Annotated in this window: 29 protein-coding genes; 8 read left to right on the top strand and 21 right to left on the bottom strand. The window is 42.2% G+C overall.

Features of this window, described 5'->3' with window-relative positions; all coding sequences use genetic code 11:
- Position 1 precedes the first annotated feature (1 nt).
- Genes G475_RS0123695 through recX form a run of 3 tightly spaced genes read right to left on the bottom strand, consistent with a single transcriptional unit; the run spans position 2 to position 1429 of the window.
- The gene (locus G475_RS0123695; RefSeq protein WP_026703379.1) at positions 2–265 is read right to left on the bottom strand and encodes a YfhJ family protein; all 264 of its coding nucleotides are present in this window, start codon (positions 263–265) and stop codon (positions 2–4) included.
- A 17-nt stretch (positions 266–282) separates the two neighbouring features.
- Positions 283–606 (bottom strand): YfhH family protein, encoded by a 324-nt coding sequence (locus G475_RS0123690; RefSeq protein ID WP_026703378.1) that lies wholly within the window; start codon positions 604–606, stop codon positions 283–285.
- On the bottom strand, positions 590–1429 hold the full coding sequence (gene recX / locus G475_RS26185) for a recombination regulator RecX (RefSeq protein WP_035712587.1): 840 nt from the start codon (positions 1427–1429) through the stop codon (positions 590–592). Before recX ends, G475_RS0123690 begins: the two co-directional genes overlap by 17 nt.
- Before the next feature lie 108 nt (positions 1430–1537).
- Here recX and G475_RS0123680 point away from each other — a divergent pair, with 108 nt between their 5' ends.
- Complete coding sequence (locus G475_RS0123680; protein ID WP_026703377.1) at positions 1538–2449, top strand: TIGR01777 family oxidoreductase; 912 nt, start codon at positions 1538–1540, stop codon at positions 2447–2449.
- A 260-nt stretch (positions 2450–2709) separates the two neighbouring features.
- Here the strand turns inward: G475_RS0123680 and G475_RS0123675 are convergent, their stop codons facing one another.
- A complete protein-coding gene (locus tag G475_RS0123675; RefSeq protein ID WP_026703376.1) occupies positions 2710–4116 on the bottom strand; it encodes a Glu/Leu/Phe/Val family dehydrogenase in 1407 nt (468 codons plus the stop codon).
- Positions 4117–4719: 603 nt separating this feature from the next.
- Between G475_RS0123675 and ectA the strand changes: the two genes are divergently transcribed.
- From ectA to G475_RS0123650, 4 genes are all read left to right on the top strand, one after another.
- The gene (gene ectA, locus G475_RS0123670; protein ID WP_035712584.1) at positions 4720–5238 is read left to right on the top strand and encodes a diaminobutyrate acetyltransferase; all 519 of its coding nucleotides are present in this window, start codon (positions 4720–4722) and stop codon (positions 5236–5238) included.
- Between the two features lie 41 nt (positions 5239–5279).
- Entirely contained in the window at positions 5280–6563 is a 1284-nt protein-coding gene (gene ectB, locus G475_RS0123665; RefSeq protein ID WP_026703374.1) for a diaminobutyrate--2-oxoglutarate transaminase, read from the top strand.
- A 110-nt stretch (positions 6564–6673) separates the two neighbouring features.
- Positions 6674–7060 carry an ectoine synthase gene (locus G475_RS0123660; RefSeq protein WP_026703373.1) on the top strand — a complete coding sequence of 129 codons (387 nt, stop codon included), beginning with the start codon at positions 6674–6676 and terminating at the stop codon, positions 7058–7060.
- A 245-nt stretch (positions 7061–7305) separates the two neighbouring features.
- Positions 7306–7506 (top strand): PLDc N-terminal domain-containing protein, encoded by a 201-nt coding sequence (locus tag G475_RS0123650; protein WP_026703372.1) that lies wholly within the window; start codon positions 7306–7308, stop codon positions 7504–7506.
- Positions 7507–8026: 520 nt separating this feature from the next.
- On the opposite strand, the gene G475_RS0123640 is transcribed toward G475_RS0123650, so the two are convergent.
- The 5 genes from G475_RS0123640 to G475_RS0123620 all read right to left on the bottom strand — a co-directional run bounded on the left by G475_RS0123640 (position 8027) and on the right by G475_RS0123620 (position 12718).
- Complete coding sequence (locus tag G475_RS0123640) at positions 8027–8773, bottom strand: DeoR/GlpR family DNA-binding transcription regulator (RefSeq protein ID WP_233275839.1); 747 nt, start codon at positions 8771–8773, stop codon at positions 8027–8029.
- A gap of 284 nt (positions 8774–9057) precedes the next feature.
- Positions 9058–10179, bottom strand: a complete 1122-nt coding sequence (ald, locus tag G475_RS0123635) for an alanine dehydrogenase (RefSeq protein ID WP_026703369.1) — start codon at positions 10177–10179, stop codon at positions 9058–9060.
- Between the two features lie 120 nt (positions 10180–10299).
- Positions 10300–11532, bottom strand: a complete 1233-nt coding sequence (locus tag G475_RS0123630) for a PucR family transcriptional regulator (RefSeq protein ID WP_026703368.1) — start codon at positions 11530–11532, stop codon at positions 10300–10302.
- A gap of 40 nt (positions 11533–11572) precedes the next feature.
- Complete coding sequence (locus G475_RS0123625; RefSeq protein ID WP_026703367.1) at positions 11573–11779, bottom strand: zinc ribbon domain-containing protein; 207 nt, start codon at positions 11777–11779, stop codon at positions 11573–11575.
- A gap of 72 nt (positions 11780–11851) precedes the next feature.
- On the bottom strand, positions 11852–12718 hold the full coding sequence (locus G475_RS0123620) for a DNA-3-methyladenine glycosylase family protein (protein ID WP_026703366.1): 867 nt from the start codon (positions 12716–12718) through the stop codon (positions 11852–11854).
- A gap of 146 nt (positions 12719–12864) precedes the next feature.
- On the opposite strand from G475_RS0123620, the gene G475_RS0123615 reads away from it, so the two are divergent.
- Positions 12865–13218: a hypothetical protein gene (locus G475_RS0123615; RefSeq protein ID WP_026703365.1), complete on the top strand. Its 354-nt coding sequence runs from the start codon at positions 12865–12867 to the stop codon at positions 13216–13218.
- A gap of 39 nt (positions 13219–13257) precedes the next feature.
- Here the strand turns inward: G475_RS0123615 and pdaA are convergent, their stop codons facing one another.
- Entirely contained in the window at positions 13258–14043 is a 786-nt protein-coding gene (pdaA, locus tag G475_RS0123610; protein WP_026703364.1) for a delta-lactam-biosynthetic de-N-acetylase, read from the bottom strand.
- Between the two features lie 150 nt (positions 14044–14193).
- Here pdaA and G475_RS0123605 point away from each other — a divergent pair, with 150 nt between their 5' ends.
- The gene (locus G475_RS0123605; protein WP_026703363.1) at positions 14194–15726 is read left to right on the top strand and encodes an AbgT family transporter; all 1533 of its coding nucleotides are present in this window, start codon (positions 14194–14196) and stop codon (positions 15724–15726) included.
- A 41-nt stretch (positions 15727–15767) separates the two neighbouring features.
- Here the strand turns inward: G475_RS0123605 and G475_RS0123600 are convergent, their stop codons facing one another.
- The 5 genes from G475_RS0123600 to G475_RS0123580 all read right to left on the bottom strand — a co-directional run bounded on the left by G475_RS0123600 (position 15768) and on the right by G475_RS0123580 (position 19620).
- On the bottom strand, positions 15768–16370 hold the full coding sequence (locus tag G475_RS0123600; RefSeq protein WP_026703362.1) for a histidine phosphatase family protein: 603 nt from the start codon (positions 16368–16370) through the stop codon (positions 15768–15770).
- A 17-nt stretch (positions 16371–16387) separates the two neighbouring features.
- Positions 16388–16576: a hypothetical protein gene (locus G475_RS0123595; RefSeq protein ID WP_026703361.1), complete on the bottom strand. Its 189-nt coding sequence runs from the start codon at positions 16574–16576 to the stop codon at positions 16388–16390.
- 5 nt (positions 16577–16581) lie between these two features.
- Positions 16582–17943 carry an MATE family efflux transporter gene (locus G475_RS0123590; RefSeq protein ID WP_035712581.1) on the bottom strand — a complete coding sequence of 454 codons (1362 nt, stop codon included), beginning with the start codon at positions 17941–17943 and terminating at the stop codon, positions 16582–16584.
- Positions 17944–18003: 60 nt separating this feature from the next.
- On the bottom strand, positions 18004–18390 hold the full coding sequence (locus G475_RS0123585) for an OsmC family protein (protein WP_026703359.1): 387 nt from the start codon (positions 18388–18390) through the stop codon (positions 18004–18006).
- A 429-nt stretch (positions 18391–18819) separates the two neighbouring features.
- The gene (locus G475_RS0123580; RefSeq protein WP_026703358.1) at positions 18820–19620 is read right to left on the bottom strand and encodes a VLRF1 family aeRF1-type release factor; all 801 of its coding nucleotides are present in this window, start codon (positions 19618–19620) and stop codon (positions 18820–18822) included.
- Positions 19621–19846: 226 nt separating this feature from the next.
- Between G475_RS0123580 and G475_RS0123575 the strand changes: the two genes are divergently transcribed.
- Complete coding sequence (locus G475_RS0123575; protein WP_026703357.1) at positions 19847–20152, top strand: hypothetical protein; 306 nt, start codon at positions 19847–19849, stop codon at positions 20150–20152.
- Between the two features lie 84 nt (positions 20153–20236).
- Here the strand turns inward: G475_RS0123575 and G475_RS0123570 are convergent, their stop codons facing one another.
- The 6 genes from G475_RS0123570 to G475_RS0123545 form a co-directional block, all read right to left on the bottom strand.
- Positions 20237–21157 (bottom strand): NAD(P)-dependent oxidoreductase, encoded by a 921-nt coding sequence (locus G475_RS0123570; protein ID WP_026703356.1) that lies wholly within the window; start codon positions 21155–21157, stop codon positions 20237–20239.
- A gap of 142 nt (positions 21158–21299) precedes the next feature.
- Positions 21300–21950 (bottom strand): aspartate/glutamate racemase family protein, encoded by a 651-nt coding sequence (locus tag G475_RS0123565; protein ID WP_026703355.1) that lies wholly within the window; start codon positions 21948–21950, stop codon positions 21300–21302.
- Positions 21951–22055: 105 nt separating this feature from the next.
- A complete protein-coding gene (locus tag G475_RS0123560; RefSeq protein ID WP_026703354.1) occupies positions 22056–22736 on the bottom strand; it encodes a FadR/GntR family transcriptional regulator in 681 nt (226 codons plus the stop codon).
- Positions 22737–22851: 115 nt separating this feature from the next.
- Positions 22852–24360 (bottom strand): tripartite tricarboxylate transporter permease, encoded by a 1509-nt coding sequence (locus G475_RS0123555; protein ID WP_026703353.1) that lies wholly within the window; start codon positions 24358–24360, stop codon positions 22852–22854.
- A 14-nt stretch (positions 24361–24374) separates the two neighbouring features.
- Positions 24375–24812 (bottom strand): tripartite tricarboxylate transporter TctB family protein, encoded by a 438-nt coding sequence (locus G475_RS0123550; RefSeq protein ID WP_026703352.1) that lies wholly within the window; start codon positions 24810–24812, stop codon positions 24375–24377.
- Between the two features lie 75 nt (positions 24813–24887).
- Positions 24888–25958, bottom strand: coding sequence for a tripartite tricarboxylate transporter substrate binding protein (locus G475_RS0123545; RefSeq protein WP_026703351.1), 1071 nt, complete (start codon positions 25956–25958; stop codon positions 24888–24890).
- Between the last annotated feature and the right edge of the window lie 227 nt (positions 25959–26185).

The raw sequence follows: 26185 nt of genomic DNA, 5'->3' as shown, positions 1-26185 counted from the left end.
ATTAGTTCTTCTGCTGATCTGTGTCCAAGTGTTCAAACTTTTTATTTGTTGGTTGATAGCGGTGCAAATGCGGTCCATACTGCTCCAGCCACTTCTTTACCACCGCTTCTGTGACTTCTGCACCTTTGTACTCTCTTCCTGCTTTTGCCCGTGCTGCTTCAAAATCTTCCCAGAGGTATTCCACCCAGCTCCGGGCTTGTGCCGGAGTAAGGTCTGTGTTCCGTTTCAGCAGCTGGTCCGCAAGCCTTTGAAAGATAACTTCCATCTCTTATTTCTTCCTTTCTATATCGACGATTGTGTAATACTTCCGAGCAGGGAGATTGGCAGAGCTTCCAGCTTGTCCGACTGCTCTCTGTATCCCCAGGCAAATACACCGTTATAATACTTCACAAAAAACGTTCCAGCTTCCTGTTTCAGCGAATACCGCTGTCCAGACATAAAATCATCCGGATTCAGCAGATAAGCTTCTGCCATAATTCTTTTTTGTTCATAGACGGCAAACTCGCTGGGATTGCCGAGCTGCTCCGCTTTTTTGGATTTTTCGTTCACGTCTGCTAACTCTTCCCACAGCTCTTGCTCAGTCATTTGACTATATTTTTTCTTCATTATTTTCCTCCTCCGACTCTTCCAGCCCCTGCTCTAAATAGCGGTCAATGCAGGAGAGCGGAAACCCTTTTCTGTATAAGGTTTCTTTAATTTTCATACGCAGGGTATATCCTTCGTATTTTGTTTTCCATTTCCGGAGTGCTTTCTCCCCCTGCTTAAAAACAGCATCCATTTCTTCTTCTTCGGTCCTTTCTATTTGCTCCATTTCCCACGCTTGTTTAGCAATCTCTGCAGAAAAACCTTTCCTTCTTAATGCGTTTAGAAGTCGGTTTTGCATGGCCGTGGCCGATTCATTATTTTTGGGGCTGCCTTTTTTCAATAAAAAGAACCTGGCTGTTTCCAGCTGCAGCTCCGGCGTATACTGCTCCAGAGCCTGTTCTGCCAAGTCAGCAGCGACTCCTTTTTGATGAAGATCTTCCCTGATTACGGCCGGACCCTTATCGGATGTGTTTATTTTCGTCCGGACGAAAGCCCCGGCGTATTCCTCATCCTGAAGAAAACGGTATTCCTTCAGCCGGCTAATGGTTGTTTCAACCACCTGCGGTTCGTAACCGCGTTTCTTCAGATACTGCCTGACCTGATATTCCGTCCGCATGGAATGGGTTAAATAATGAAGAGAATCATTCCAGACCTTTCTTCGTTGGTCTGCCGCTTGAATCTCTTCCACTTCTTGTTCGGATAAGGTCATACCCTTACGCAGCTGCCATTCCACGAGCACGTGCTCATCTACGCTGAAAGCATATTCTTCCTTCCCTTCCTTTTCAGCATATATATTGAAGCGGTCCTGTCTTTTTTTCTGCGTCGTGAGCTTTGCAATTTTCATATTTCTTTCCTCGCTTTACCCGTTATATAAATCCCGTTTGAGTCCTTGTTTCCCAGGGGTATGAGTAAGAATAGTGTGATCATTATATCAGGAAAGGAGCGTGTCCTGTTGAATATTGCTGTAACAGGCGGTACGGGTTTTGTTGGTTCCGCCTTGACTGGATATTTAACCAGCCTCTATCATCACGTCTATATTTTAACAAGAAACAGTGGAAACAAACAGAATAAAGAAAACATCACCTTCGTGGAATGGCTGCAAGACGACAGCCGTCCCGAAAAAGAGCTTCCTTCCCTGGACGCGGTCATTAACCTAGCCGGTGCTTCCATAAACGACCGCTGGACCAGCCGGCAGAAACAAAAAATTCTCAAAAGCCGCATAGAATCCACAAAAGAAGTAAACCGAATTATCGATGAGCTGGAAGACAAGCCAAAGGTGCTTGTGAACGCCTCAGCTGTGGGGTTTTACGGCACTTCAAGAGATGTTGAATTCACGGAAAACAGCCGTCCCTACAATTATAATTTTCTTCAGGACGTATGCAGGCAATGGGAAGGAGAAGCAGCTAATGCAGCTGCTCTTGGAGTACGTACCGTCTTTGCAAGGTTTGGGCTGATATTGGATGATAAAGAGGGGGCTCTTCCCAAAATGATGCTTCCTTACAAACTGTTTGCCGGAGGTCCTATAGGATCAGGGAACCAATGGTATTCCTGGGTTCATTTAAAAGATGTTATCCAGTTGATCACCTTTGCGATGCAAACAGATGCAGTCGAGGGCCCCATGAATGTAACAGCACCGCATCCCGAAAGGATGGAGGATTTCGGGAAAAAACTCGGCCGTACGATGAACCGGCCTCATTGGGCGCCGGTACCCGCTTCTGTGCTGAGAACAGCATTGGGGGAAATGAGCATTTTAATTCTGGAGGGGCAGAAAGTTCTTCCACAAAAACCGCTGGAATGGGGATATCACTTTTCTTATCCTGAACTGGAAGGAGCGCTGCAGAATATTATCTCTTCACGAAGGTAGGTTTTTTCAGAAAATCCCCACCACAGGCTGCCGCCTATTCCGTATTATCCAAATTTTCGAGCCGTGCCCGCGGCAAAGAAGACACTGCGATATCGACCAAAGGGAGGGGAGTAGATGTCGCCCTTGCGCCCTGTGAGTGAAAGCGAAGTATTTTGACAAAGCGATAGAAAGACGCACAAAAATTTCCGAACGATTCACAAAATCATTCGGAAATTTTTTATCTTGGGAAGGTTTTTATCCCAAGCCCCTCCTTTTTCCTTTTAAAACAGCTTTCCGTGTTTATAAAGAAGAGATGTTAATCGTCTGAGGGCGATCGAATAGCAGGTAAATCTCATGGTATGTTCACTCGAAAGAAAATATTCTCCAAATACCTGTTTTAACGTAGATCTCATCTGCGATCCCATTTCCTCCAGGATTTCCTCTTTCGAATACATTTCTGTCACGCGGCTTTGCTTCCACTCCAGATACGACACATGTACCCCTCCCGCGTTAGCAAGAATGTCCGGAATGATAATTTTGCCTTGTTCCTGCAGATACAGATCTGCTTCCACAGAAACCGGGGCATTGGCTCCTTCGACCAATACATCGGCTTGAATATCTTTCATATTTTCTTTTGTAACCTGATCTTCCACCGCCGCAAAAACCATAACGTCCACATCCATGCTTATAATATCTTTTGGGTCTTTCACCTCGGCCTCGATTTTATATTCTCGCAGCTGTTCCCTTGTATCTGGAAGTCTATTGTGTTTACGGGTGTAGTATAGAAGTTTTTCCACATTTAAACCTTCCGGGTTCATAAGAGTGACAAATTGATCAGAGACCGCAGCCACTCTATGTTTCGCAGCAGCATTATTATAAGCTTCAAGGGCAGCAACGCCTCCTACATTACCAAAACCTTGAACAGCTACATCTACAGGGTCTGCTTCATTAAATTTTGTATGTAGCTTTTCCAGGGTTTCCCACTGACTACTCCGAGCTTCATTTCTTATTTCCGAGTCCTTTCTCTTTTCGGGAAACCATTCATTTAATAAGTAAAAATAACTTAGAAATGTTCCAATACCTGTTGCCTCTCTTCTTCCCTTCGCTCCATTGTTTTCCACGCTTTTACCAGTAAACGATCCGCTATAGGCTTGTCCGGGATGAATTGTTTTATATTCTCCGACCATCCAGTCAATAATACGTTCATTGGTGCCGAGATCTGGAGCCGGAATGTCCTGGGTCGGTCCCAGATTCAAAGCGAAACGCTGGACATATTTCTTACTGATTAAATTTAATTCCCTGTCCGTATAATCGCGCGGATTAATCTCCACCCCACCTTTCGCTCCTCCAAACGGCAGGCCGTGCAATGCGTTTTTGAGGGTCATTAAAATCGCAAGGTTTTCCACCTCTGATTCATCTACGTCTTCACTGAAACGAATTCCCCCTTTGTAAAATCCGCTGATGTTATTATGCTGAACACGGTATGCCGGGATCCGCTCTATGTTTCCTACATCCCGGGAAACACGGACATAACTTTTTATAATCTTATCGGTTGTTTTCAAAATTTCTCCCGCTGATTCCAGTGTTTTGTTTCTTTCCTCCAGATTATCCATTTCAAGAAATTCATTGTTCTGCTTCAGGTCCTTGATTACTTCTTCAATTAAAACTTTCGTCTGTGAACGGTCCATAAAGAGCCTCCTTTGAATAATAAATAGAAAAAATGGCAGGGGAGTGTCGAAACACTTCGGTATTTGCCGGCCGAGTGAGCCAATACCCCGAATTTTTCTGAAACATCTAAGATACTAATTACCTATAAAACAAGAATCAAAACACCTATTCCGGCACTTATTGTTTTCATGCATAGAAATCGAGCAAACATGAATAATATTGAAGAAAAAATAATTTTCCTCAAAACCCCGGGGGCAACGGGTGGGAAAGACATTCAACACAGCCCCCCGCCTTGTCGAACTTCCTCAAATATGGTGTATAACTCATTATACGCCAGCATTCTGTAAGCGAGACTATTGTTATCGGATGCAATCCTTATTAACGCTAATTAAGCACAATTAATCCTATTCAACCGTATTTGAATTTTTTATCTGTACCTCCTATGATTAAGAAAGGAAAGAGGAGATAACAATGATTTCCTGTTACAATTAAAATTTCAATTGGCATGACCCGTGGTCAGGTTCTCTTTTTGAAAATGGACAGGAAAGGAATAGTTTAAGCTTCACACACAGGAGGAATAAGTTATTAAAGTTCTTATTAATCAAAACGAAGGTGATAAGAAGATGGAGACGAAAAATAGTAATGTGGGAACGATGGATGCTTTAACATTTGAAAAACCGCAGGTGGAAGACGGCGCGGATATGTGGGAGCTTGTAAAAAATTCCACTCTCGATTTAAATTCGTCTTACAAATACATCATGATGTGTGAGTTTTTTGCAGAAACTTGTGTTGTGGCTAAAGAAAAAGGCGAGCTTGTTGGCTTTGTCACCGGGTTCATCCCGCCTGAAAAGCAGGACACTGTTTTTGTATGGCAGGTAGGCGTAGATCCTTCCCAGCGGGGCAAAGGGCTGGCTTCCCGTTTAATTAACCAACTGGTAGAAAGGGTAGCCGAGAAAGATGTGAAATATTTGGAAGCTACTGTCACACCTTCCAATGAAGCTTCTCAGGCTCTATTTAAAAAAGCAGCCAGAACTTATGATACAAACTGTGAGGTTTCCGAATGTTTCGCAGAAGACCTATTCCCTGGAGATGAGCATGAAGCAGAGCTCACCTTCCGTATCGGCCCGATTAACCACCAATAATAATTTGGCATAAAGATCACGAAGGAGGATCTATCATTACAATGAATCATAACGATTTAGGCGTTTTTGAAAAGTACGAATCGGAAGTCCGCAGTTATGTCCGCGGATTCCCCACCGTATTTCATCAGGCAAAGGGCTATAAACTCTGGGACATGGACGGGAAAGAATATATTGACTTCTTTTCCGGTGCAGGAGCCCTGAACTATGGGCATAACGACGAAAACATGAAGAAAAAACTTCTCGAATATATCCAGGAAGACGGTATTACCCATTCTCTCGATATGGCTTCCAAAACTAAAGGAGAATTCCTGGAAAAATTCAATGAAGTCATTCTGGAACCGCGTAATTTGAAATATAAAGTCATGTTTCCCGGACCTACCGGTACAAACTCTGTAGAAAGCGCTCTGAAGCTTGCCCGCAAAGTGACAGGACGTACAAATATTATCAGCTTTACTCACGGTTTCCACGGTATGACAATTGGGGCCCTGTCTGTAACAGGAAATGCATTTAAGCGTAATGGCGCGGGTATTCCGCTCAGCCATTCCTATACAATGCCATTTGACAACTATTTGGAAAACACAGAGCATGAAATTTCGTTTATCGAACGTATTTTAGATGACAACGGAAGCGGCGTTGAACTGCCGGCAGCTTTCATTCTGGAAACCGTACAGGGAGAAGGCGGTTTAAATGCAGCTCGGATGGAATGGCTGCAAAAGATTGAAAAAATCTGCCGGGAACGCGGCATCCTTCTGATTATTGATGATGTACAAGCGGGGGTTGGACGAACCGGTACCTTCTTCAGCTTTGAACCAGCTGGCATTAAGCCTGATATAGTATGTCTGTCCAAGTCTATCGGCGGCTACGGGCTTCCACTGGCTCTGACGCTGATTCATCCGGATTACGATAAATTTGCGCCCGGGGAACACAATGGCACATTCCGCGGTAATAATATGGCTTTCGTAACCGGGATGGAAGCATTAAACTACTGGAAAGACGAAACTCTTACAAAAAGTGTCCAGGAAAAATCAGAGCGGATTTACAACTTCCTGAATAATATGATCGAGAAATATCCAAAACTAAAAGGTAGCCACCGCGGCCGCGGCTTTATGCAGGGCATTGCAAGTAATGTGGACGGCCTGGCCGATAAGGTAACGGAAAAATGCTTCGAACACGGGTTGATTATGGAAACCGCCGGTGCTGATGATGAAGTATTCAAGCTCTTCCCTCCAATCACTATCGATGAAGAAGGGTTAGAGAGAGGACTTGCCATTCTTGAAAAAGCAATTGAAGAAGCTGCTGAAGAAAAAAATCTAGTCACATCTTAATTCATGTTAACTGGATAAAGGCCTGGTCTTAAGAACTGGCGATCAGGCCTTTATTTTATGCCGCTGAAGAACCATTTCAACGGCTTGTACTATACAAGGAGGCTTAAATCATGAAAGTAGTAAAACTAGAGGACATTATTGGAACCGATCAAGACGTAGATGACGGAAATTGGGTGAGCCGCCGTTTGATTCTTAAGCAGGATAAAATGGGGTATTCCGTCCATGACACCATTATACGTGCAGGGACCGAAACACATATTTGGTACCAGAATCATCTGGAAACTGTATATTGCATTGAAGGCGAAGGCGAGGTAGAGACACTTAGTGATAATAAAATCCATCCTATCACTGCCGACACGCTTTATGCTTTGGACAAGCACGATGAACACATGCTTCGTGCCACCAAGGATATGAGAATGATCTGTGTCTTTAATCCGCCATTAAGCGGCCGGGAAACTCATGATGAAAATGGAGTATATCCGGTCGACGACGATTAATAGATAGAATAAAACGGAGGTGGGGGAAAATGGAACTGCCTCCCCGCCTCCTTTTTTATTTGAGGTATTTGCTTTACTGCCGGAACAGCAGCCGGTTAGTCACGGGTCCTGTTCGGGACAGCTCATGAAAAAACCTTCAGCTCCCCAAGCTGAAGGTTTTTTACATAATTATTGAAACGTTTTTTATTTCATTACGTAGGTTATAAACAGAGCGTCAAAGATTTTACGTAGGAAGGATGGCTGTCATGGAAGCGTTAGGTATCTTAGGTCTTTTTCTTTTTTTTCTGCTTGGCTTATTTTTACTGAACATTATAACAAGTATTTGGGCATATCGTGATTCGATCCGTAAAGGAAACAGCAAAGAATATGCCCTGATCGTGCTGATCGGCACTTTATTTTTTCCGCTCATTGGGTTGATCGTATACTTATTTATTCGTAACTCTTAATGAAGAAATTGGTTTTTAAACTCTACTTTATCTGCATCGATTCCAATTTTCTTCAAGAAATTCCTTACGTCTTTTATCGATCTTGCCGGATACTGAAATTCGCATATAGACGGTCTGTTTTTTTGAAAATCGACCGTTGAGAAACAAAACGTTTCTTCATTCGCATCATAATATATCAGCAAAGGAAGTTTATGATCGGGATGCGTAATTACTCCCTTGTAAATATGATATGACATCGGTCCTGCCAACTCCTCACCATTCCAGTTTTGTACGGCTGTTATTGCATTGGTATTACTGTCATCTTATTTATGTAGAAAAAAGATGGCAAGGCGCATAGCCCTTTTTATTTTACCATGGCTTCCGGTCTATGTTCGAATACCAATATTCATCGGGACAAAGATGTTTCCTTTTTTATGAATGTGTGCTGTTCTATAAGAAAAGAAGCTTATCCTTGAAGGGACAAGCCTCTTTATATATATCGTAACGCCCTTCTTTTGGAAAGGTTACGCCGATACCAGTGTCATTCCGAGTCGGAAGTGATAAGTTTTATGCCATGCTCCTGAAGGAAGGTTTCCACTTCTTGGGAAGGGCGGGTGTCTGTAATCACCGCATCTGCTTCTTCCAACTCCATCCCTTTGTAAAAGTGCTTTTTATAAAACTTTGTATGGTCCGCGAGCACATAAACATATCCTGCTCGTTCAGCCATCCGCTTCTTCACCGCGGCATCTTCTTCATGCGCATAATAGAAGCCGTCTTCACAAACACCGATCACCCCAATGAACGCCCGATCGGCATAATAACCGCTGATTTTTTCAAGGGTCCCCGGTCCGTACAGAAAACGGTGTTCCGGATTCAATCTCCCGCCCAACAGATAAATATCAGTCTTGATTTGATCTTGTAAGCGTTCTGCATTCACAATCGAGTTGGTGATGACAGTTAAAGAAGACGTAGTGATCTGTTCCGCAGTAAATTGAACCGTGGTCGAGGCATCAAGCATGATCGTTTCTCCCTGTTTGATTTGAGCTGCCGCAATTTTGGCGATTTCACGTTTTTCATCTGAGGCACGCTCCAAACGCTCGGAATACCCTTTCAGCACTTCCTTTACTGCCGGGAGCATAACTCCTCCGTGGGTGCGCATAACTGCTCCCTGTTCTGTCAGTTTTACGACATCTCTTCTTGCCGTATCACGGGAAATACCAAATTGATCACACATCTGTTGTATGCTCATGCGCTGGTGTTTTTTTACGTGCTGTAATATGGCACCCATTCTTTCTTCCTGATACATTCCCGCGCACCCTTTCCATCTTTTCTCTCTTTTATTATAAGTCATTAAGCAGTATTTTATCAACAATAACACTTAAAAATAAGCTAATTTACTTACAATCGATTAAATATAATAGGAATAAGAAGAACAGAAAGCAGCTATCCAGCGGAATATGTTAATACAGTGTGCAAAAACGTAAAAATTCCCGAACGAATTGATAGAAGAAATCGTTCGGGAATGTATTGTCTAGAGATGAATTTTTCTCAGTCTTTTTTTCTTTAACACGTTTATGCTTTATGGAGGGCTTCTGCTACTTGATAATTATCATAGCCTAAATCCCTTGCTACCGCCTCATAGGTTATTTTTCCGTTTGACGTATTGATTCCTTTTTCCAAAGCACTGTTATCTGTAACGGCCTGTTTGATTCCTTTTTCGGCAATCTGCAGTGCATAAGGAAGCGTAACATTCGTAAGCGCAATGGTAGAAGTCCGAGGAACCGCCCCTGGCATGTTGGCAACCGCATAGTGCAGGACCTCATGTTTCGTGTAGGTTGGATTATCATGTGTAGTGATCGTGTCTGCCGTTTCAATGATGCCTCCCTGATCAATTGCTACATCTACTACGACAGAGCCCGGTGACATGGATTGAATCATCTCTTCGGTTACCAGTTTTGGCGCCCTTGCTCCCGGAATGAGAACAGCTCCAATGACGAGGTCGGAATGTTTTACCTCTTCTGCAATATTCATTGGATTTGACATCATGGTACGTATGCTTCCATGATACAAATCATCAATTTCACGCAGCCGCTGCGGGTTTAAGTCGACTATCGTTACGTCTGCACCCAGACCATGGGCAATCACGGCGGCATTGGTCCCTACAACTCCGCCTCCAATAACTGTTACTTTTCCTCGTTTCACCCCAGGGACACCTGATAATAAAATACCCTTTCCACCCTTTGATTTTTCCAAAAACTGAGCTCCGATCTGGGCGGACATTCTTCCCGCGACCTCGCTCATCGGAGTTAATAGCGGAAGTGTCCCGTTGACCTCCACCGTCTCATAGGCTGCAGAGGTCATTTTTGACTCAACGAGTGCCTTCACAAGCTGGGGCTCTGCCGCCAAATGTAAATAGGTGAAAAGGAGAAGATCTTTTCTAAAAAATCGATACTCTGACTCCTGCGGCTCCTTGACTTTCATCACAAGCTCCGCCTCATTCCATACTTTCTCCGCCTTTTCTTGTAATACGGCACCGGCTTCTTCATATTCTCTATCCGTGAACCCGCTGCCTTCACCAGCAGACGCTTCTACGAGGACCTGATGACCAGCTTCCACAAAGGAATGAACACCGGCCGGGGTCATAGCTACACGGTTTTCATTATTTTTAATCTCTTTCGGGATACCAATAATCAAGACGCTTCACCTCCGTTTAAATTTCTTTCTTTTATTATAGACGAAAAAGTCAGGAGTACGCATCGTGAGGCTTCCAAAATGAAAAAGCACCGATTTGTGAAATTTCACAAATGGTGCTTTCTATTTATTCATTTCATCCAGGCTGATTTCCAGTAACAAGGATAACTTCTCGTATGCATCTTTTAAATCTTTCTTTATAATTTCTTCCACCCGTTTAATGCGGTAGGCCATAGTATTGACATGAATATGGAGGGACTCCGATGCCTTTTTCATATTTCCATCATGGCGGAGAAATACAGCCAGACTCTGGAACAATTCGGTATTGTGGCGGAAATCATATTGTTTTAATGCTTCCAGTTCCGGATGCAGCATGTTTTGTTTGTTTTTCTGTTCGATCAATGCTTCCGCGTATCGGTAAAAACCCAATTCGTGATAAAACACAAACGGCTTTCTTTCTGCTGGAAGTTTTTTATTGACATGGATGACCTCCATCGCTTCCTCATAACTGTTTTTTATACTGGCCAAGGAGGAATACAGCCTTCCTGTCCCTGCTTCCATCTGTTCAATCTGGAACCGTTCTTTCAGCAGTACGATAAAATCCTCCAGAAACCATCGTATCCCCTCCCGATCAGGAGGATATACCGGTTCAGCCAGCATTACAATCAATTGCTGGACTCTTGTTTGAAAGTAGCATTTTACCTTCTGGGAGGTCGTAACTAAATACGTTATTTTTTTGTACATGGATTCACTGATAGGCTCTTCCGCTTCCAGAACGATGACAGCAGCCGTACGAGGGCTGACAGGAAACCATTCCCTCATCTGCCTTTCAATGTCTTCTTCCTTCTGAACATCACCTGTCAGTAATCTCCAGAAATATTCCTGCCGGCCGCGTTCTTCTTCTTTGTTCCTGGTCTGAACCTGCTGCAGCTGAGTGGCTGCTTTTTCCGATGCGACTTCCAGTACTGCTGCATCGTCCTCCCTAAGAGCCCGTTCTCCTTCAAGCACCCAGATATATCCTAATATCTCCTGCTTCTTTTTGATAGCAACCGCCATTCTGCTTCCCAGTCCTATTTCAGCGATTTCGGGGATTTTCACCGACGTATTCTGTTTGTGAAGAGAAGGAATAATACCTTCCCGCCACAATTTGTTAATGACCTGCTCGGGCACACGCCTTCCGATAATCGTAGATACCCTCGCAGAATCAGTATGTTCTTCATGGGTGCTGTAGGCGAGGAGCCTGTGGTTACTGTCCTCAATGGTTACCGGAGCCTGCAGTTTTTCACTGATAAAGTCAGCGAATTCTTCTAAACTGCTAAAACTGCGTTCAAACAGCCGGGACGCTTCTTGGCTCAATCCCTTCCCTCCTCTCTCCATTTTGCCGTGGACCTAAAGATCAGCCTCCAAGAAAAAAATCAATTACACTGGACGTTCCGGACACTTCCGTATTGTATAATTCTGCATAGCCGCAATTCTTGCAGTAAACGACGGTGAAATGATTGTGCTGAACATCAAATATTTTGCTGAATCCTGTTCCGGAAGCAGCGATTTCTTTTGTCCCCGCTTCCATATGTCCGCATTTCATACAGCCTGTCTCTTCCATTTACGATTTCTCCTTTCCATTATTATCTAAGTTTACTTTTTCTTACGACGCCATCCCCGTTATGTAGCATGTCTAAAATTCTGTACTCAGCCATATGTATAATGCTGCATAGCTTGCATAGGGACTCCACTGCTGTCCCATTTCTCTAACCTCTTCAACGGAAGGCTTCGCATCCCGGTTCCACAATTTTTTCAAGCCGTTTTGAATACCGATATCTCCGGCTGGAAGAAGGTTTTCCCTGCCCAGACCGAACAATAGGAAACACTCCGCCGTCCAGGGCCCGATACCCCGGATTGCTGTTAATGTTTTTATAATTTCTTCATTTGTCTTTTCCTTCAAGTCTGCAAGATCCAGCCTTTTTTCTACAATTTGTTTGGAAGTATCAATGACATACTCTGCTTTCCTCCGGCTGAACTGGAGTTCCTGAAGTTTCTCGGGAGCAAGTTCCGCCGTATACTCCGGTTTCGGGTAAAACCAGACATCACCGACCCGTTCTCCAAAGGTATGGACAAAACGAGAAGAGAGGGTATAGGCAAACGACATATTCAACTGTTGATGGATAATTGTTTTCATCAAACTGCCGTACGTTTCAAATTCACCTACGAGCGGTGTTCCGGCAAATTCCTCGAATAATGGCTTCAGGTCGGTAGATAGAAAATGCTGTCTGATGTTTTCAAGCGGCCGGTCCCATAAAAATATATTCGCCGCTGTCTGCAGGGCGTTTTGTTCCGAAACGTACCTGCCGGATATCTCTAGTTCCACCCCGTCTGCCGAGTCGTAAAAACGGAGAAGGATCCCCTCTTTTTTATCTCCATCGCTAACCGGGATTTTCACTTCTGACGTCTCCGTATTTATGTAATGGATCGGATCTGCTGTCAACCGTTTGAGCATCACCGGATAATTATATTCCGGGGAAAGAGTAAGCACCTTCTGCCACATAAATCAGCCCCCATTTCCGCTTTTCTGTGTCATCTCATTAATTATACCATGAGGGAATTGATTTCCTAAACTTACTAGTCCGGAACGAATGAGCTATTTGGTAAAATAAAATTATTCTGGTTAAAGGTAAAGGAGGAATCATACTAGTGTCTATTGCTACAGATTTAGCATCGATCCGTATTTTGGGAACCGTTTATCAGAAACATACCCTTTCATCTTCCATCTCTCATGCGGTACACTCCTTATGCCGTGAGGTGGATTATATCAATTGGGCTGGGATTTACTTTCATGAAGGAGAACATACGGTGTTACATGAATTTGCCTGCACAGATTCTGATCATCCCACGATGCAGAGCCAGTTATCGTTTCCGATTCACAATAGAAAGGGAGAGGAAACCGGCGTTCTGGTCGTAAAAAGTAAACAATGGATTGTATTTGATGTAAACGATGTCCCGACGTTAGAAACAGTAGCATCTGAAATTGGAGAACTCGCAGACTAATACAAAGGACGCGGTTCCTGTACCAGGGACCGCGTCCTTTTATTGATTTTCCTTTACTGTTTCGGTAGAGAGCACTAAATTATCCAGGCTTTTAAAGGTGTATCCCTGCTCTCTGCATTCATCGATTACTTTTCCCAGAGCTTTCGCATTATCTTCAGAGACGGAATGAAGAAGCAGCACCGCCCCGGGATGTACTCTATTCATGATACTGTTGTAGGCATAATCGGTGCCGTGCTGACGATCCGTTTCCCAGTCTACATAAGCAAACGACCAGAATACGTTAATGTAGCCCATGTCTCTCGTTTTAGCGAGAGAGCTTTCACTGAACGTACCTTGCGGCGGCCGCAAATAGCGCATATTTTCATTTCCAGTCAGGTCCTGATATTTTTCTTTAACACGTCCCAGTTCGGATTCCATTCTTTTATCATTCAGCGTTGGCAGGCTTGGATGGTTCCAGGAATGGTTACCGACAATGTGTCCTTCCTGTTCCATACGTTTGACCATATTAGAAGCGGACTCCAGATAATGGCCTGTCACAAAAAAGGCCGCAGGGACTTCTTTTTCTTTTAAAACGTCCAATATATCTTCAGTATATCCGTTTTCATATCCATTATCAAAGGTAAGGTACAGATTTTTCTGTTTCGGATCCCCAATATAAAATCCATCATATTTCTCGAGTAATTCCTTGTATTTCGGCTCTGCATCAGCCGGCTCGTTGTTTTCCGCCGGCTTAAAATTCCATTTAAATACTTCTTCTCCATGAATCATTTCTATTCCATAAAAAAAGACAAAAATAGGTATTATGGCAGCCAGCAGCCTCCGCATCACTATCCCCCGTTTTTTCTTTATCATCTGCTGTTTTTTGAAAATTATTCTTGCTTCCCAGCCCCAGATTTAGTAAAAATTGTGGATTTTCAATTTATGTAACGGAATTTATAATGATATACTGATATACTATTAGAAAGGAATTTATACATGAACGATCAACTTCACAAAAAAGGATTTCTTCAGCGTTCTCTCGATGTAGTAGAACGCATTGGCAACAAGCTGCCGCATCCGATCACCTTATTTGCAATTTTAGCTGTTCTTGTCATTGCAGCTTCGGCCCTTCTTTCCGCGATGAATATTCAGGTGGAAGATCCTTCTGCAGAGGAAGGGACGCTGACCGTTAAGAACCTGCTTTCCGGCAGCGGTGTGGAATATTTATTCACCAGCATGGTGGATAACTTTATCAACTTTGCACCACTCGGTGTTGTGCTTGCTACAATGATTGGTATCGGCATGGCAGAACGGACCGGTCTGATCAGCGTATTATTACGGAGTTTCGTCCTGTCCGTACCAACCAAACTTCTCACGGCTGGACTCGTTTTTGCCGGCATTATGTCGAGCGTAGCCTCGGATGCCGGATATGTGGTCCTGCCTCCACTGGGAGCCATGCTATTCGCCGCCCTTGGACGCCATCCCCTGGCGGGGCTTGCAGCTGCCTTTGCCGGAGTTTCCGCCGGGTTCAGTGCCAACCTGCTGTTATCCGCAACCGATCCGATGCTCGGTGAATTAACAATGGAGGCAGCTTCCACGATAGACTCGTCTTATGCTGAGGGCATGAATAATGCCATGAATTATTATTTTATTATCGTATCAACCTTTATATTAACAATTGTTGGTATGTTTATCAGTGATAAAATAGTGGAGCCGCGGCTTGGAAGCTATACCGGGGAATACCGGGAAGAATTGACTGAAATCACGGCATACGAAAAAAAAGGAATGAAATGGGCAGGTATATCGGTCTTAATTACGGCAATCCTGCTTTCCCTGCTCATCGTTCCGGGAAACGCTCCGCTGCGAGGCGAAGACGGGGACATCGTCCAATCTCCTTTTATGAGTTCATTAGTGGTCACTATCCTTATTATGTTCTTCGTCCCGGGATTGGTATACGGCATCGTGACAAAATCGATCAAAAATGATAAAGATGTCGCCAATCAACTCTCGGAAACCATGGCTTCCATGGGAATGTTTGTGGTTCTGGCTTTTACTGCTGGTCAGTTTGTTGCGTACTTTGAAGAAACCAATATAGGAAGAATATTAGGGGCAGCCGGTGCAGAATTTCTGGAAAGGATTAACTTTAACGGAATACCTTTAATCATTTGTTTTATACTGCTGACTGGGTTGATTAATTTGTTTATCGGCAGTGCGTCAGCCAAATGGGCCATAATTGCGCCAGTATTTGTGCCTATGTTGATGGGGCAGGGATACTCTCCGGAACTAACACAGATGGCTTACAGAGTGGCAGATTCTGCGACCAATATTATCACCCCGTTGATGACTTATTTTGCGATTATTATCGCTTTTGCCCAGAAGTACGACAAAAAAATAGGGATTGGCTCCTTAATTTCTGTCATGCTCCCGTATTCGATCGGTTTTTTAATCGTCTGGACGATCCTGTTGGTTGTCTGGATGCTGTTGGGCATTGAGCTTGGACCTGGTTCACCGATTCATTATGATCAATAAGCCGGCGCTGGGTTACCAAGCCCAGCGCTTTTTTATGTTACTCATTTTTTTAGATGATGATATTGGTTAATGTAATGAATGAGGAGTTTATCATCTTTCCAGCTTATTTTACTGACTCCTGTATTATCGATTCGAAACGGTCGGTGCAGAGCGTTCCAGTTTTCTCCGGCAAGCAGATACATTAGAAAAATCGAAAGGAATCCACCGTGCGATACAATTGCTGCTGTTTCGTCTTCTTTGATACTTCTCACAAGATGGTAAAGCTTTTCACATCTGATTGTAATCTCTTCATCCGTTTCGGTTCCTTCCAGACCGGAGCGGAGAATTGTTTTATGCCGTACGTGAGGATACAATTCATAAATCTGGTCCCTCGTTTTTCCTTCAAGCGGTCCTAGATAAATTTCCCGGAAATCCTTGGAAGGGATAGCTTTCAAGTGCTGATACTTTTCAATGGCCGCTGCGGTTTCTCTGGCCCGGGTTAAATCACTGCTGTAAAAATGATCAATAGGGAGATCAGCGAAATGCTCCCCTAACCGCAAGACCTGGCGTTTTCCTTTCGTTGACAATTCAAAATCCTCACATCCCTGCACTTTCGCAGTCCTGTTTCCTTCCGATTCCCCATGTCTTATTAAATATATTGCCATGCCTGGTTTTCTTCCCTTCAATTCCAATCTTGTTTAAATTGTTTTATTTTTGTAATGGTGTTGTCCATCATTGTTTCAATTCGATCGATATCGGTTTTATCAAGATCCTCTTCCACTTCCATCCGGGCCAGCATTTCCTGCAGAAGGCTCATGCGTTGTTGGAGATAGTCAAGCTGTCTTTTTTTATCGTGCACTGGTGTCCCCATTTTTTCTATCCTCTCTCCTTTTCATTACTGAAAATGTCAATCTTCCGCCAATTTCCCAGTTTAAAGTAGAGGGCTGCTGCCACAGAACTTAATATAAAGCTGCACCCTACTCCAATACCAATTCCTGTTTCGCCGAAAATAGAGGAGAACAGCCAGGCCAGCGGGAACCGCAGCGCCCAGAAAGAGATAATATTCAGGACCAGCACCTGCAGAACGGCGCCGGAAGAACGGACAATACCGTTTAACACAAAATTAATGCCTAGAAACGGATAAAAGAAGGCAACTATCCGTAAATACTCTGCTCCAAAAGCTATTGTTTCTTCGTCGTCCACAAACATCCCCATCAATAGGTCGGCACTGACAAAGACAATAGTACTGATGGTTAACGCTACGCTGAATATAAGAATTAGTCCGCTTTTTGCAATATCATTTACTCTATCCCATCGGTGTGCCCCGATGTTCTGACCGGACATGCTCGTAATAGCAGATCCTAGAGTCGTCGAGGGAATCATAATCAAACTGTCTATTCTCTGCGCCGCTCCATAGCCGGAAACGACCGTTTCACCAAATGAGGTTACCACAGTCATAATAGCAAGCACCCCGCCTGAAATAGCCATCATCGAGATGCCGGAAGGCAGTCCTAATTTAAAAATCCGCCGGAACTCCTTCATAGGAGGAGGGGTCGGCATCGTGAAAGGGAGGCCCCTTTTCATAATGGAATAAATAATGCCAAATAAAAAGGCACTTCCCTGGGCTAATACAGTAGCAACAGCAGCTCCTTCCATGCCAAGGCCGAATCCAGCAATGAATAATGGATCAAGCACGACATTTAATAAAACAGCCACCAAAATGAAACGTAATGGTGTCTTACTGTCTCCAACAGCCCGAAGCACCGTTCCAATAAAATTATATCCAAATAGAAAAACAATTCCTGTAAAATTAATTCGCAGGTAATTCACAGCCATGGAATGGATACTCTCCGGCGTCCCCATCCAGGTTAAAATATAAGGAGCCAGCAGAAATCCAGCAACTCCTAAAAAAATGGACAAAATACCGAGAACAAACACAAACGCATTCAAGGACTGCTTCAGGCCTTCTTCATCGGCTGCCCCTTTCCGCTGGGATAACACCGTCAACGTTGCACTGTTAATACCGATAATAAACGATAAAATAGTGAAAATAATTGTTGAGGAAATCGATACTGCCCCCAGAGCTCCCGCCCCCATCAAATTACCGACCCATAAACTGTCAATGATCTGGTAGGAGCTTTGCAGAAGATTTCCTATAAAAATAGGGGAAGCAAATAAAATCATTTTTCGCATGATGCTGCCTTCTGTAAAATCAAACTGTTTGTTATCTGCTGCCATCGTCCTCGCTCTCCTGTTCAAAGCCGGTTCCTTTTTCTCCAGCCTGTCTGATACCAGAATTTATTGGTGCTTTATTTCAAATGTCTCCTTAACCTCAATACTATCTTTAACCGACTGCACCATGGAGCAGTTTTTACGGGTCCATTCCATATTTTTTTCCATCTTTGATTCATTAATATGATCAGCGGCTACCAGGAAATGAAGGTGAATCTTCTGAACTTCATTTGCTCCTTTTCCGCTTCTTGTTACCTCGGCTTGAATACGAATATCATGAACGGTCTGCCGCCGCTTCTCCATGATTTTCCGTAAAACCCCCCCGCTGCACACTGCGATGGAAGATACGAGCAGTTGATAAGGGCGGTATCCATATTCTTCTTCTCCGCATATTTGAAGGGATCCAAATTCTGTTTCCGTAGAAAATCCATGTTCCTGCATGACAAATTCCATCACTATCCACCTCTGTTTCTTTCGTGTACCTCAAATATTGAGTGTATCATTTCTTTCCCATGCATGTCTTTTCAAGCGTAACAAATCCCTTTCTGATTTACTTCAATTTTGCCTCAATTTTGATTGACTGGATGCCAGTACCATCGAATTTTGGGCTGATGGGATTCATGGAAAGGTGGAAGGACAGCAAGTTTCTCCTTTTTTCTATTCATGTCCACCAGGAGCATATTGGAGGAAACTACTTCAGCTTTTCTTCCTGCTAAAGGTTTCAATAGCTGATTTGGAGAACTATAAACACATAGACCTCTTAGTTAGCGGCTGCTGACATGTAAATTGGAAGGGGCAACAGCGTGAACCTTTTTCTTTCTTTATTTTCTACATGATGTGAACGTTCTAAGCGTAAAAAAACCGGGCGCCCTGCCCGGTTTTTTAACGAACCTCTTCCCCATATACTGTATTTAACACTTCGTGAGAGGGTTTGGATATCAAATTTTTAGGAATAATGTCGATGATGGTCGTATGCAGCTGCTCTTCGACGTCCCGGACCGACTCTTTATTCCCTACTAAATAGATGCCTCCCAGATTTCTTTTTTTTGCTTCTTTATCGATTACAGGGGCAAGGTTTTTATACCAGCGGTGCCTGTTTTCTTCGAAACGCTGCTGGACTTCATCCACCTGGGTAGAACCCGAAGGAATTCGATCCGAGGAAGCATTTCCCTTATACTGCTTCCAGTCTTCTGATTCTATTTCCCAGCTGAAATGCTTTTCGTCCCGGATTTCTCCCAATGCCGCATCAATGAGAACCACATCGCTCTTTTGTACCATTAAGAGCCCTACAGCTGGATAGGATTCCTGCATTTGTTCCAGCTGGTTCAATACAGGATAGGATTCCCAGTGAAATTCCGTTTCTACGGGAACCTGAAGGATTTTTTCCACTAAAAACTCACCATCGGCGGAGGCCATGAAAATAAAGCTTTTTTGCAGATTCATCTGTTGATCGTAAATATGTTGATTTGCTTTATCGGCCAGCTTTTTATACGCTTTCTGTTCTTCTTTTGTTCCGCTTGTCTCTACATACTCTTTTAATTTTTTCAGGCCGTTTTTCAGACGGATTTTCCATTCGCCGCTATGCTGGCTTCCTTCTCCAAAATCTGTATTTAAATAAATTGTTAAAATTCCTGTTTCATCTTGTTGATGTTTAAAATTCTGTAATTCTTCAGCCAATGTCATGCTATCCAGCCTCCTTGCTGATTAACGTAACTGTCGTTCTTATCGTTAATATTACCTTTACTTCTTTAAGATAAACTAGAAATTTAAACTGCCATGCAAAAGCCCTAAAAAAACCACCCATTGATAAACTGTACCCTATAGAGTGAACACTTTAAAAAAGTCTATCCTAGAGGGTACTTTTCTGTATAATGACAGGCAAATTCAGGTAGAACGGAGAAGAGAGGCCATGAGTAAACGATTATTCAGCGAGGATGATATCAGAAGCTGCAGGCAAAATCCCTATGTGAAAGCAGTATCTCTAAGGGTTAGCGCTTCTCCGGTTACAGCCTACAAAGCGGGAGCTGGAACAGATGCGCGCATAAAAAAAGATGAAGAAATTTCATCCTTTCTTAATCGGTTGACAGCCCAGTGTTTATTAATTTCTCTTTTTCATGACATTATTAACCGCCCTCTCTCTAGACATTTTATTTTCATATTTTATTGGTCACCTGCAGACCTGTTTGCTTATTTCATAATGACAGAAGTTATTTAATATCTTCCGTCCTGTTATTATTTAGATAGTAAAAAAAGGAGTAAAGATTAAGTTGCAACTTAAATATCAAGTTATATTTCGTAATTACTGGTCTTCGTTCAATTGCAGCTCTTTTTCCCGAACCTTAACACCCAACATGTCTTCATAGAAACAAACCATCGCTTGTTTATACTTATCGCGATGCCCTTCCTGTAATGCCAGTTGATAGGTCTGCATTGTTCCATTGAATGTTGGCAGGGGAATTTCATATTTTGACAATACTTCAATCATGCTCTCCATATCCTTGTATGCTTTATCTAATGAAAATCCGTGTTCAAACTCTCCTTTTAAAAGCTTAGGAATTAATGTCTTAGAGGCGTTACTGGCACCAGTAGCTGTCATCAAAATGTCTCCTAATTTTTCCGGCTCCAAGCCGAGCTTTACACCAACTGGCATTAACTCACTAAAGCTGGCAATGCAAATATTCATTGCACAGTTATTAATCATTTTCGTCAATTGACCAGCTCCTGCTTCTCCCATGTATAGAATCTGAGTTCCCATCATTTCCAGCATCGATTTTACATCATTGAATACTTCCTCTTTACCTCCGCACATGATACTAAGAGTTCCTTCCATGCTCTTTGCATGCTGTCCAGAAATCGGGCAGTCAAGGTATTCAATTCCTGCTTCGTCACAATTTTCATAGATTTCTCTTACTGCTAAATAACTGATTGTGCTGCAGTCCACAATTGTCTGTCCCGGTTTCATCTTGCTGAGCAATCCATTTTCACCCAACAGCACTTTTTTTACAATGTCGGAATTCTGCAAGCAGAGAAAAATATAATCACTGTCTGATGTATCTTCAGTATTGGTTGTGGTCTGAAGCCCTTTTTCTTTGAACGGATCCAGGGACCTAGGATTTATATCACAGACAAGATAATCGAATTTCCCTCCCTGTTTCCCTTTAGAAAGGTTTAACGCCATGCCCATACCCATTACGCCTAAGCCGATAAAACTTACCTTCATACTTATCTCCTCCGTTTATTGTTTTAAGTGTGTCTGTTTCATTTCCATCATCCATGACACTAGATACTATTTTTCCCTGACCAACCTACTGACGACCTTTCAATGCAATAAATTATGTTTATACCATATATTGTATGGATGGCTATTTAACTAGTTTTATTACTGCTTTTACAGCTTCTTTTGGACTTGTCAAGGTCGGAATCCCAAGTATCCCTGTTTCCTTTTCTGCGGTTGTCTGTGTTATCTGAGAAAAAACAATCACCTCACACCCGCTGTCTTTCAATTCCTGCGCCGCAAGAGCGTTAAGACGGTTATGTTCAGCTTCATTTCCCGCTTTCAACTCCGCCATGGCTTCCGGAATAGATTTTGTCTCCATTTTAATTTCTTTACCGTTATCTTTTGCAATGTTCTCCAATTGAGAACGTGTTAACGGGCCGGATGGCTCATTTGTTACAACCACGCCTATTTTGTCATAATTTCCTGCCGCATTTTCCAGCATAGGCCGGTCAACCGCCATGATAGGAACAGTTATAAACGGTTTCACCACATCAAGAATCGGAGTTAGAACCGTGCATGCAACAATAATTGCATCTACACCCGCTCCCTGTGCCATGAATGCAAGATTGGCATAGTCCCGATGTGTTCTGTCATCAATTCCACCAATTTCGTTGGAATAGTGCTGCAGATTTTCATTTACGAGATTTACAACAGTTGCATCCGGAGCCAATTCCTTAAAAGCATTATTAAGCGATGGTACAGCATTACATGTTGCATGAATAACACCTATTTTCACTTTGATTCCTCCTCATTTTCCTTAAAGACTCTTTAAACGAATTTCCAACCAAAACACATACAATCCTTAGGTTCCAAAGCAAAAAATCTTTTCTAAGGTTAATGTTTAATAATCACTTGGGTTATCGGTTAGCTGATAAATTGCTAACTCACTATTAGTCTCCATATGCGATTTCATGTACATTTCTGCACTATAAGGATCACGATTAGCAATTGATTGAGAAATCATCTGATGATAGTGGACAGCTTTTTCAATCATTCCTGGTTTTTTCGTTAAAGCACGCATTTGTCTTAACTCTTCCTGTAAATTTTCATACACTTTAATAGAATATTCATTATGCGTTGCTTGAACAATCAACCTATGAAAGCGTAAATCTTCCTCGTTCGTTATCTCGTTATTCTCCGCCAATTCAGCCATTATTCTCGCTGATTCTACAATCTTATCAATCTCTTCCATATAAGCCTGCTTTGCTGCCATAGCAGCAAACGAAGGTTCTATTATCGAGCGAAATTCTGTTAATTTATGCAGTTTTATGAATGAGGAACGACTAATGTTTGTAAATTGTAACGTTCCATCATAACTCACAAATGTACCTCTCCCTTGTTGTATACTGACGTACCCTTTTGTTTCTAAAGTCCGAAAAACCTCACGGACTGTAGAATTACCTATATTATATTGGGAAGCTAATTTTGTTATTGTGGGCATCTTAGATCCCTCTGTCCATTCTTTATCTTCAATTTTTCTTGTTATTTCATTTAGAAGCTTTTGATATTGAATTTTAGACATAGTCACCACCATAAATGTGTTGTTGTTTGAATTATACATCATATGAATTTTATGTCAAACACTTAGCTAATAACCGGGCTGACCGATGCCCCGTAGACTAGTCTACCTACCTGAATTACTGATTCAAAGATTGGTTGTTATTTCTAATGAATAAACGCATGAATTTACTAAATATTGGTGTTGATTGCAAGATTGAAATCAAAGCGATAATTAATAATACTGCGGAAACAGGATTTTTAAGAAAGATCAACCAGCTTCCATCTCCTATCTTTAACGCTTGATTTAAACTTGTATCTAACATTGCTCCAAGAATCATTCCCACTATTAAGGGGGCAACCGGTATATTTAATTTATCAATAAAATATCCGGCGATACCAAATATAAACATAACGTAGACATCAAACATACTGTTATTAACTGCGAAAGTACCAATCACACACAACAGTACAATCACAGGCGCTAACACTTTTCCTGGTATCTTTGTTACACTTACCGCAATCTTCGTGTACAAAAGACCCAAAACAAATAAGAATACGCTGGAAAATAACACCGCCCATAGTAAAGTATATGTTACATCAGCATGCTCAGTCATTAATGTCGGTCCAGGCATAATCCCATGAATCATCAGCCCCCCGAGCAGCACAGCTGTCGTTGAACTTCCAGGAATCCCTAAAGTGATTGTAGGAATGAGCGCCCCTCCGACTACAGCATTATTTGCCGCCTCTGGAGAGGCTAAACCTTTCAAATAACCTGTACCAAACTTTTCTTTATGTTTTGAAAACCTCTTCGTTTCATTGTAGCTGAACCAACTGGCAGTATCTCCGCCTGCCCCCGGAATCAGCCCAGTCAAAACTCCAATTACACTTGACCCAGCTATTGTATTCTTTATTGACTTAAATTCTTTCCAGGTCGGCAACATTTTATCCTTAAATTCACTTGCTTTAACGATCTCCTTATTTCTCTCCACCAATTTTAACGCTTGTGGGATCGAAAATAGTCCGATCAGAGCAATAACGAAAGATATTCCATCAAATAAATACATATTGCCAAAGGCAAACCGTGGAGTTCCTGTAATCGGATCCATGCCGACAAAGGAGATTAACAAGCCAATCGAACCTGACAAAAGACCTTTTATTACGGAACCGGCAGATAGAGAAGCGATAATTGTTAGTCCTAATACAGCAATTGCAAATAACTCCACCGCTCCGATAGAAAGAGCCAGCTGCCCTAACACTGGTGCAACCGTCAAAAGAACAATACCACTTATTACCCCGCCAATGAGGGATGATACAAGAGAAGTACCCAAAGCTTTTCCAGCCTGGCCCCTTTCTGTCATTTTATATCCATCCAGCACAGTTGCGGCCGCTGCAGGCGTACCAGGTGTTCGAACTAAAATAGCCAGGATCGACCCGCCATACTGTCCCCCCATGTACAAAGATGCCAACATAGAGATACCAGTCGCCGGATCCATCTCAAAAGTAACAGGAAGAAGAATAGCAACCGCCATGGATGCTGACAAACCCGGCATTGAACCGACAAATAATCCTAAAATCATACCTCCAGCTAAAGCTAGTAAAGTCGAAAGAGATAAAACGTTAGTTAAACCGACCATAAGTTCATTCATTTATATCCCCCTCTCTATGAAAGAATTCCCATTGGGACAGGTATATTTAAAAACATAATAAATACTCCATGAATAAAAGCTGTAAATCCTAAAGAAAGAATAATAGCTAATATTAGATTTGTAGCTTTAAAATACATTAATATTAGGAAACAAAAAATTGGAGTAATAATCAAATAGCCAATAATGTTTATTAGAAATATGTAAGCGGCAATTGATGTTCCGAAAACGAGTAACCGCTGAATATTTATTTTCTCTTCCTCTTCCTTCTCCTGATCGTTGCGTTTTTTATATGCTTCAATAAACATAGCAATTGCCAGTAAGGCTATGATCACAATCGTAATCTGAGGTAACCTGGCAGCTGATTCTGGAAACTTTAGTGATTCAATATAGAACATAATAGTTAAAGTTAAAATTAAACCACTTACCAAAGTATGTTTTATCAAAATTGACATTCCGCAAAACCTCTTTCTGAGTTTAATTGATAAAGGGAAGAAGATTACCCTCTTCCCACTTAGGTTTATATAAAGCTACTCGTATTCACCTTTTACTTCTTCCCAAATTTCTGAAGATGATTCTTCTTCTTGTTCTAAAAATTCAGCATATTCTTCTCCTGTCATTATGTTCATAGGCAGTCCTGCTTCTTCTAGCGCAGTCTTAAATTCCTCGTCTTCACGCAGCTGTTCAAATGCGTCATATAATTCTTTCTTTGCCTCTTCAGGTATACCTTTTGGTGCAGAATACCCACGCGAAGATCCTGCCACCACATCTACATCAAGTTCTTTTAAAGTCGGGACATCCGGTAACATATCACTTCTCTCATCACTCGCTACGGCAAGCGCTTTCAAATTACCTTCTTGAATTTGTGAATAAACAACACCAAGATTGTTGAAGCTGGCATCAACGTCTCCTCCAGCAGCTGCTTGCCAGGATGGTCCATCCCCATCAAAAGGAATCATCTCAACATCCAGGTTACTTGCTCTGCTCCATCTAAGCAGCGAGAAGAAATCATCTCCTCCTACACCTGAGTGTGATACATTAAGCCCTTCAGGGTTTTCTTCTAAATAATTAGCGAAATCCTCGTAACTAGAAAATTCACTATCACCCGATACCACAATTATCGCTGGATCTGTCACAACATTTGCAATAGGATCAAAATCAGAAAGACTATATTGAAGTTCTGGATTGACCATATAATTCGTTAAAACCTGCGGTGAATTTGTAATAGAAATTGTGTATCCATCACTTTCTATATTGTTGGCTAATTCCGTCCAAGCCACTCCTCCCGAAGCGCCTGGTTTGTATTCATTAACAAAGGAACCATCGAGATGATTTTTGAGGTGAGGTTGTGTCACCTGAGCTAACTGATCACTTCCTCCACCTGGATCAAACCCTATTAAAACTTCAATCTGTTCAGTTGGATAATCCGATCCATCATTACTGCCTTCAGCCTCACCAGCTTCTTCATTACTAGTATTTTCTCCGCCAGTATCTCCAGTTTCTTCACTACTAGGTTGATTTCCACAGGCAGCTATAACAAATATAAGTGCCAACAAAAACAAGGCTGCAGATCCTTTTTTCAAAAATTTAACCTCTAGCATCTTAATCCTCCTTCGTAATTTTGAACAATATTTTCGATGCCCTTCAATAATTTAATTTTGTATTACTTCCCTCCTTTCAAAGTATTATATCGAGTCACTTCAACACTCTTTTTCTTTCAATTCACCAAAATTGTGTTGATGTTTAGAATATACATCATATGTATTAATCTATCAATAATTTTTTAGTAATTTTCTGTGTTTTCATTAAATTATTCAGAGTCCGCTGA

It is taken from the genome of Salibacterium aidingense DSM 18341 (assembly GCF_000429685.1).
Lineage (GTDB): Bacteria > Bacillota > Bacilli > Bacillales > Marinococcaceae > Salibacterium > Salibacterium aidingense.
This window is presented reverse-complemented; position numbering and strand designations above follow the sequence as displayed.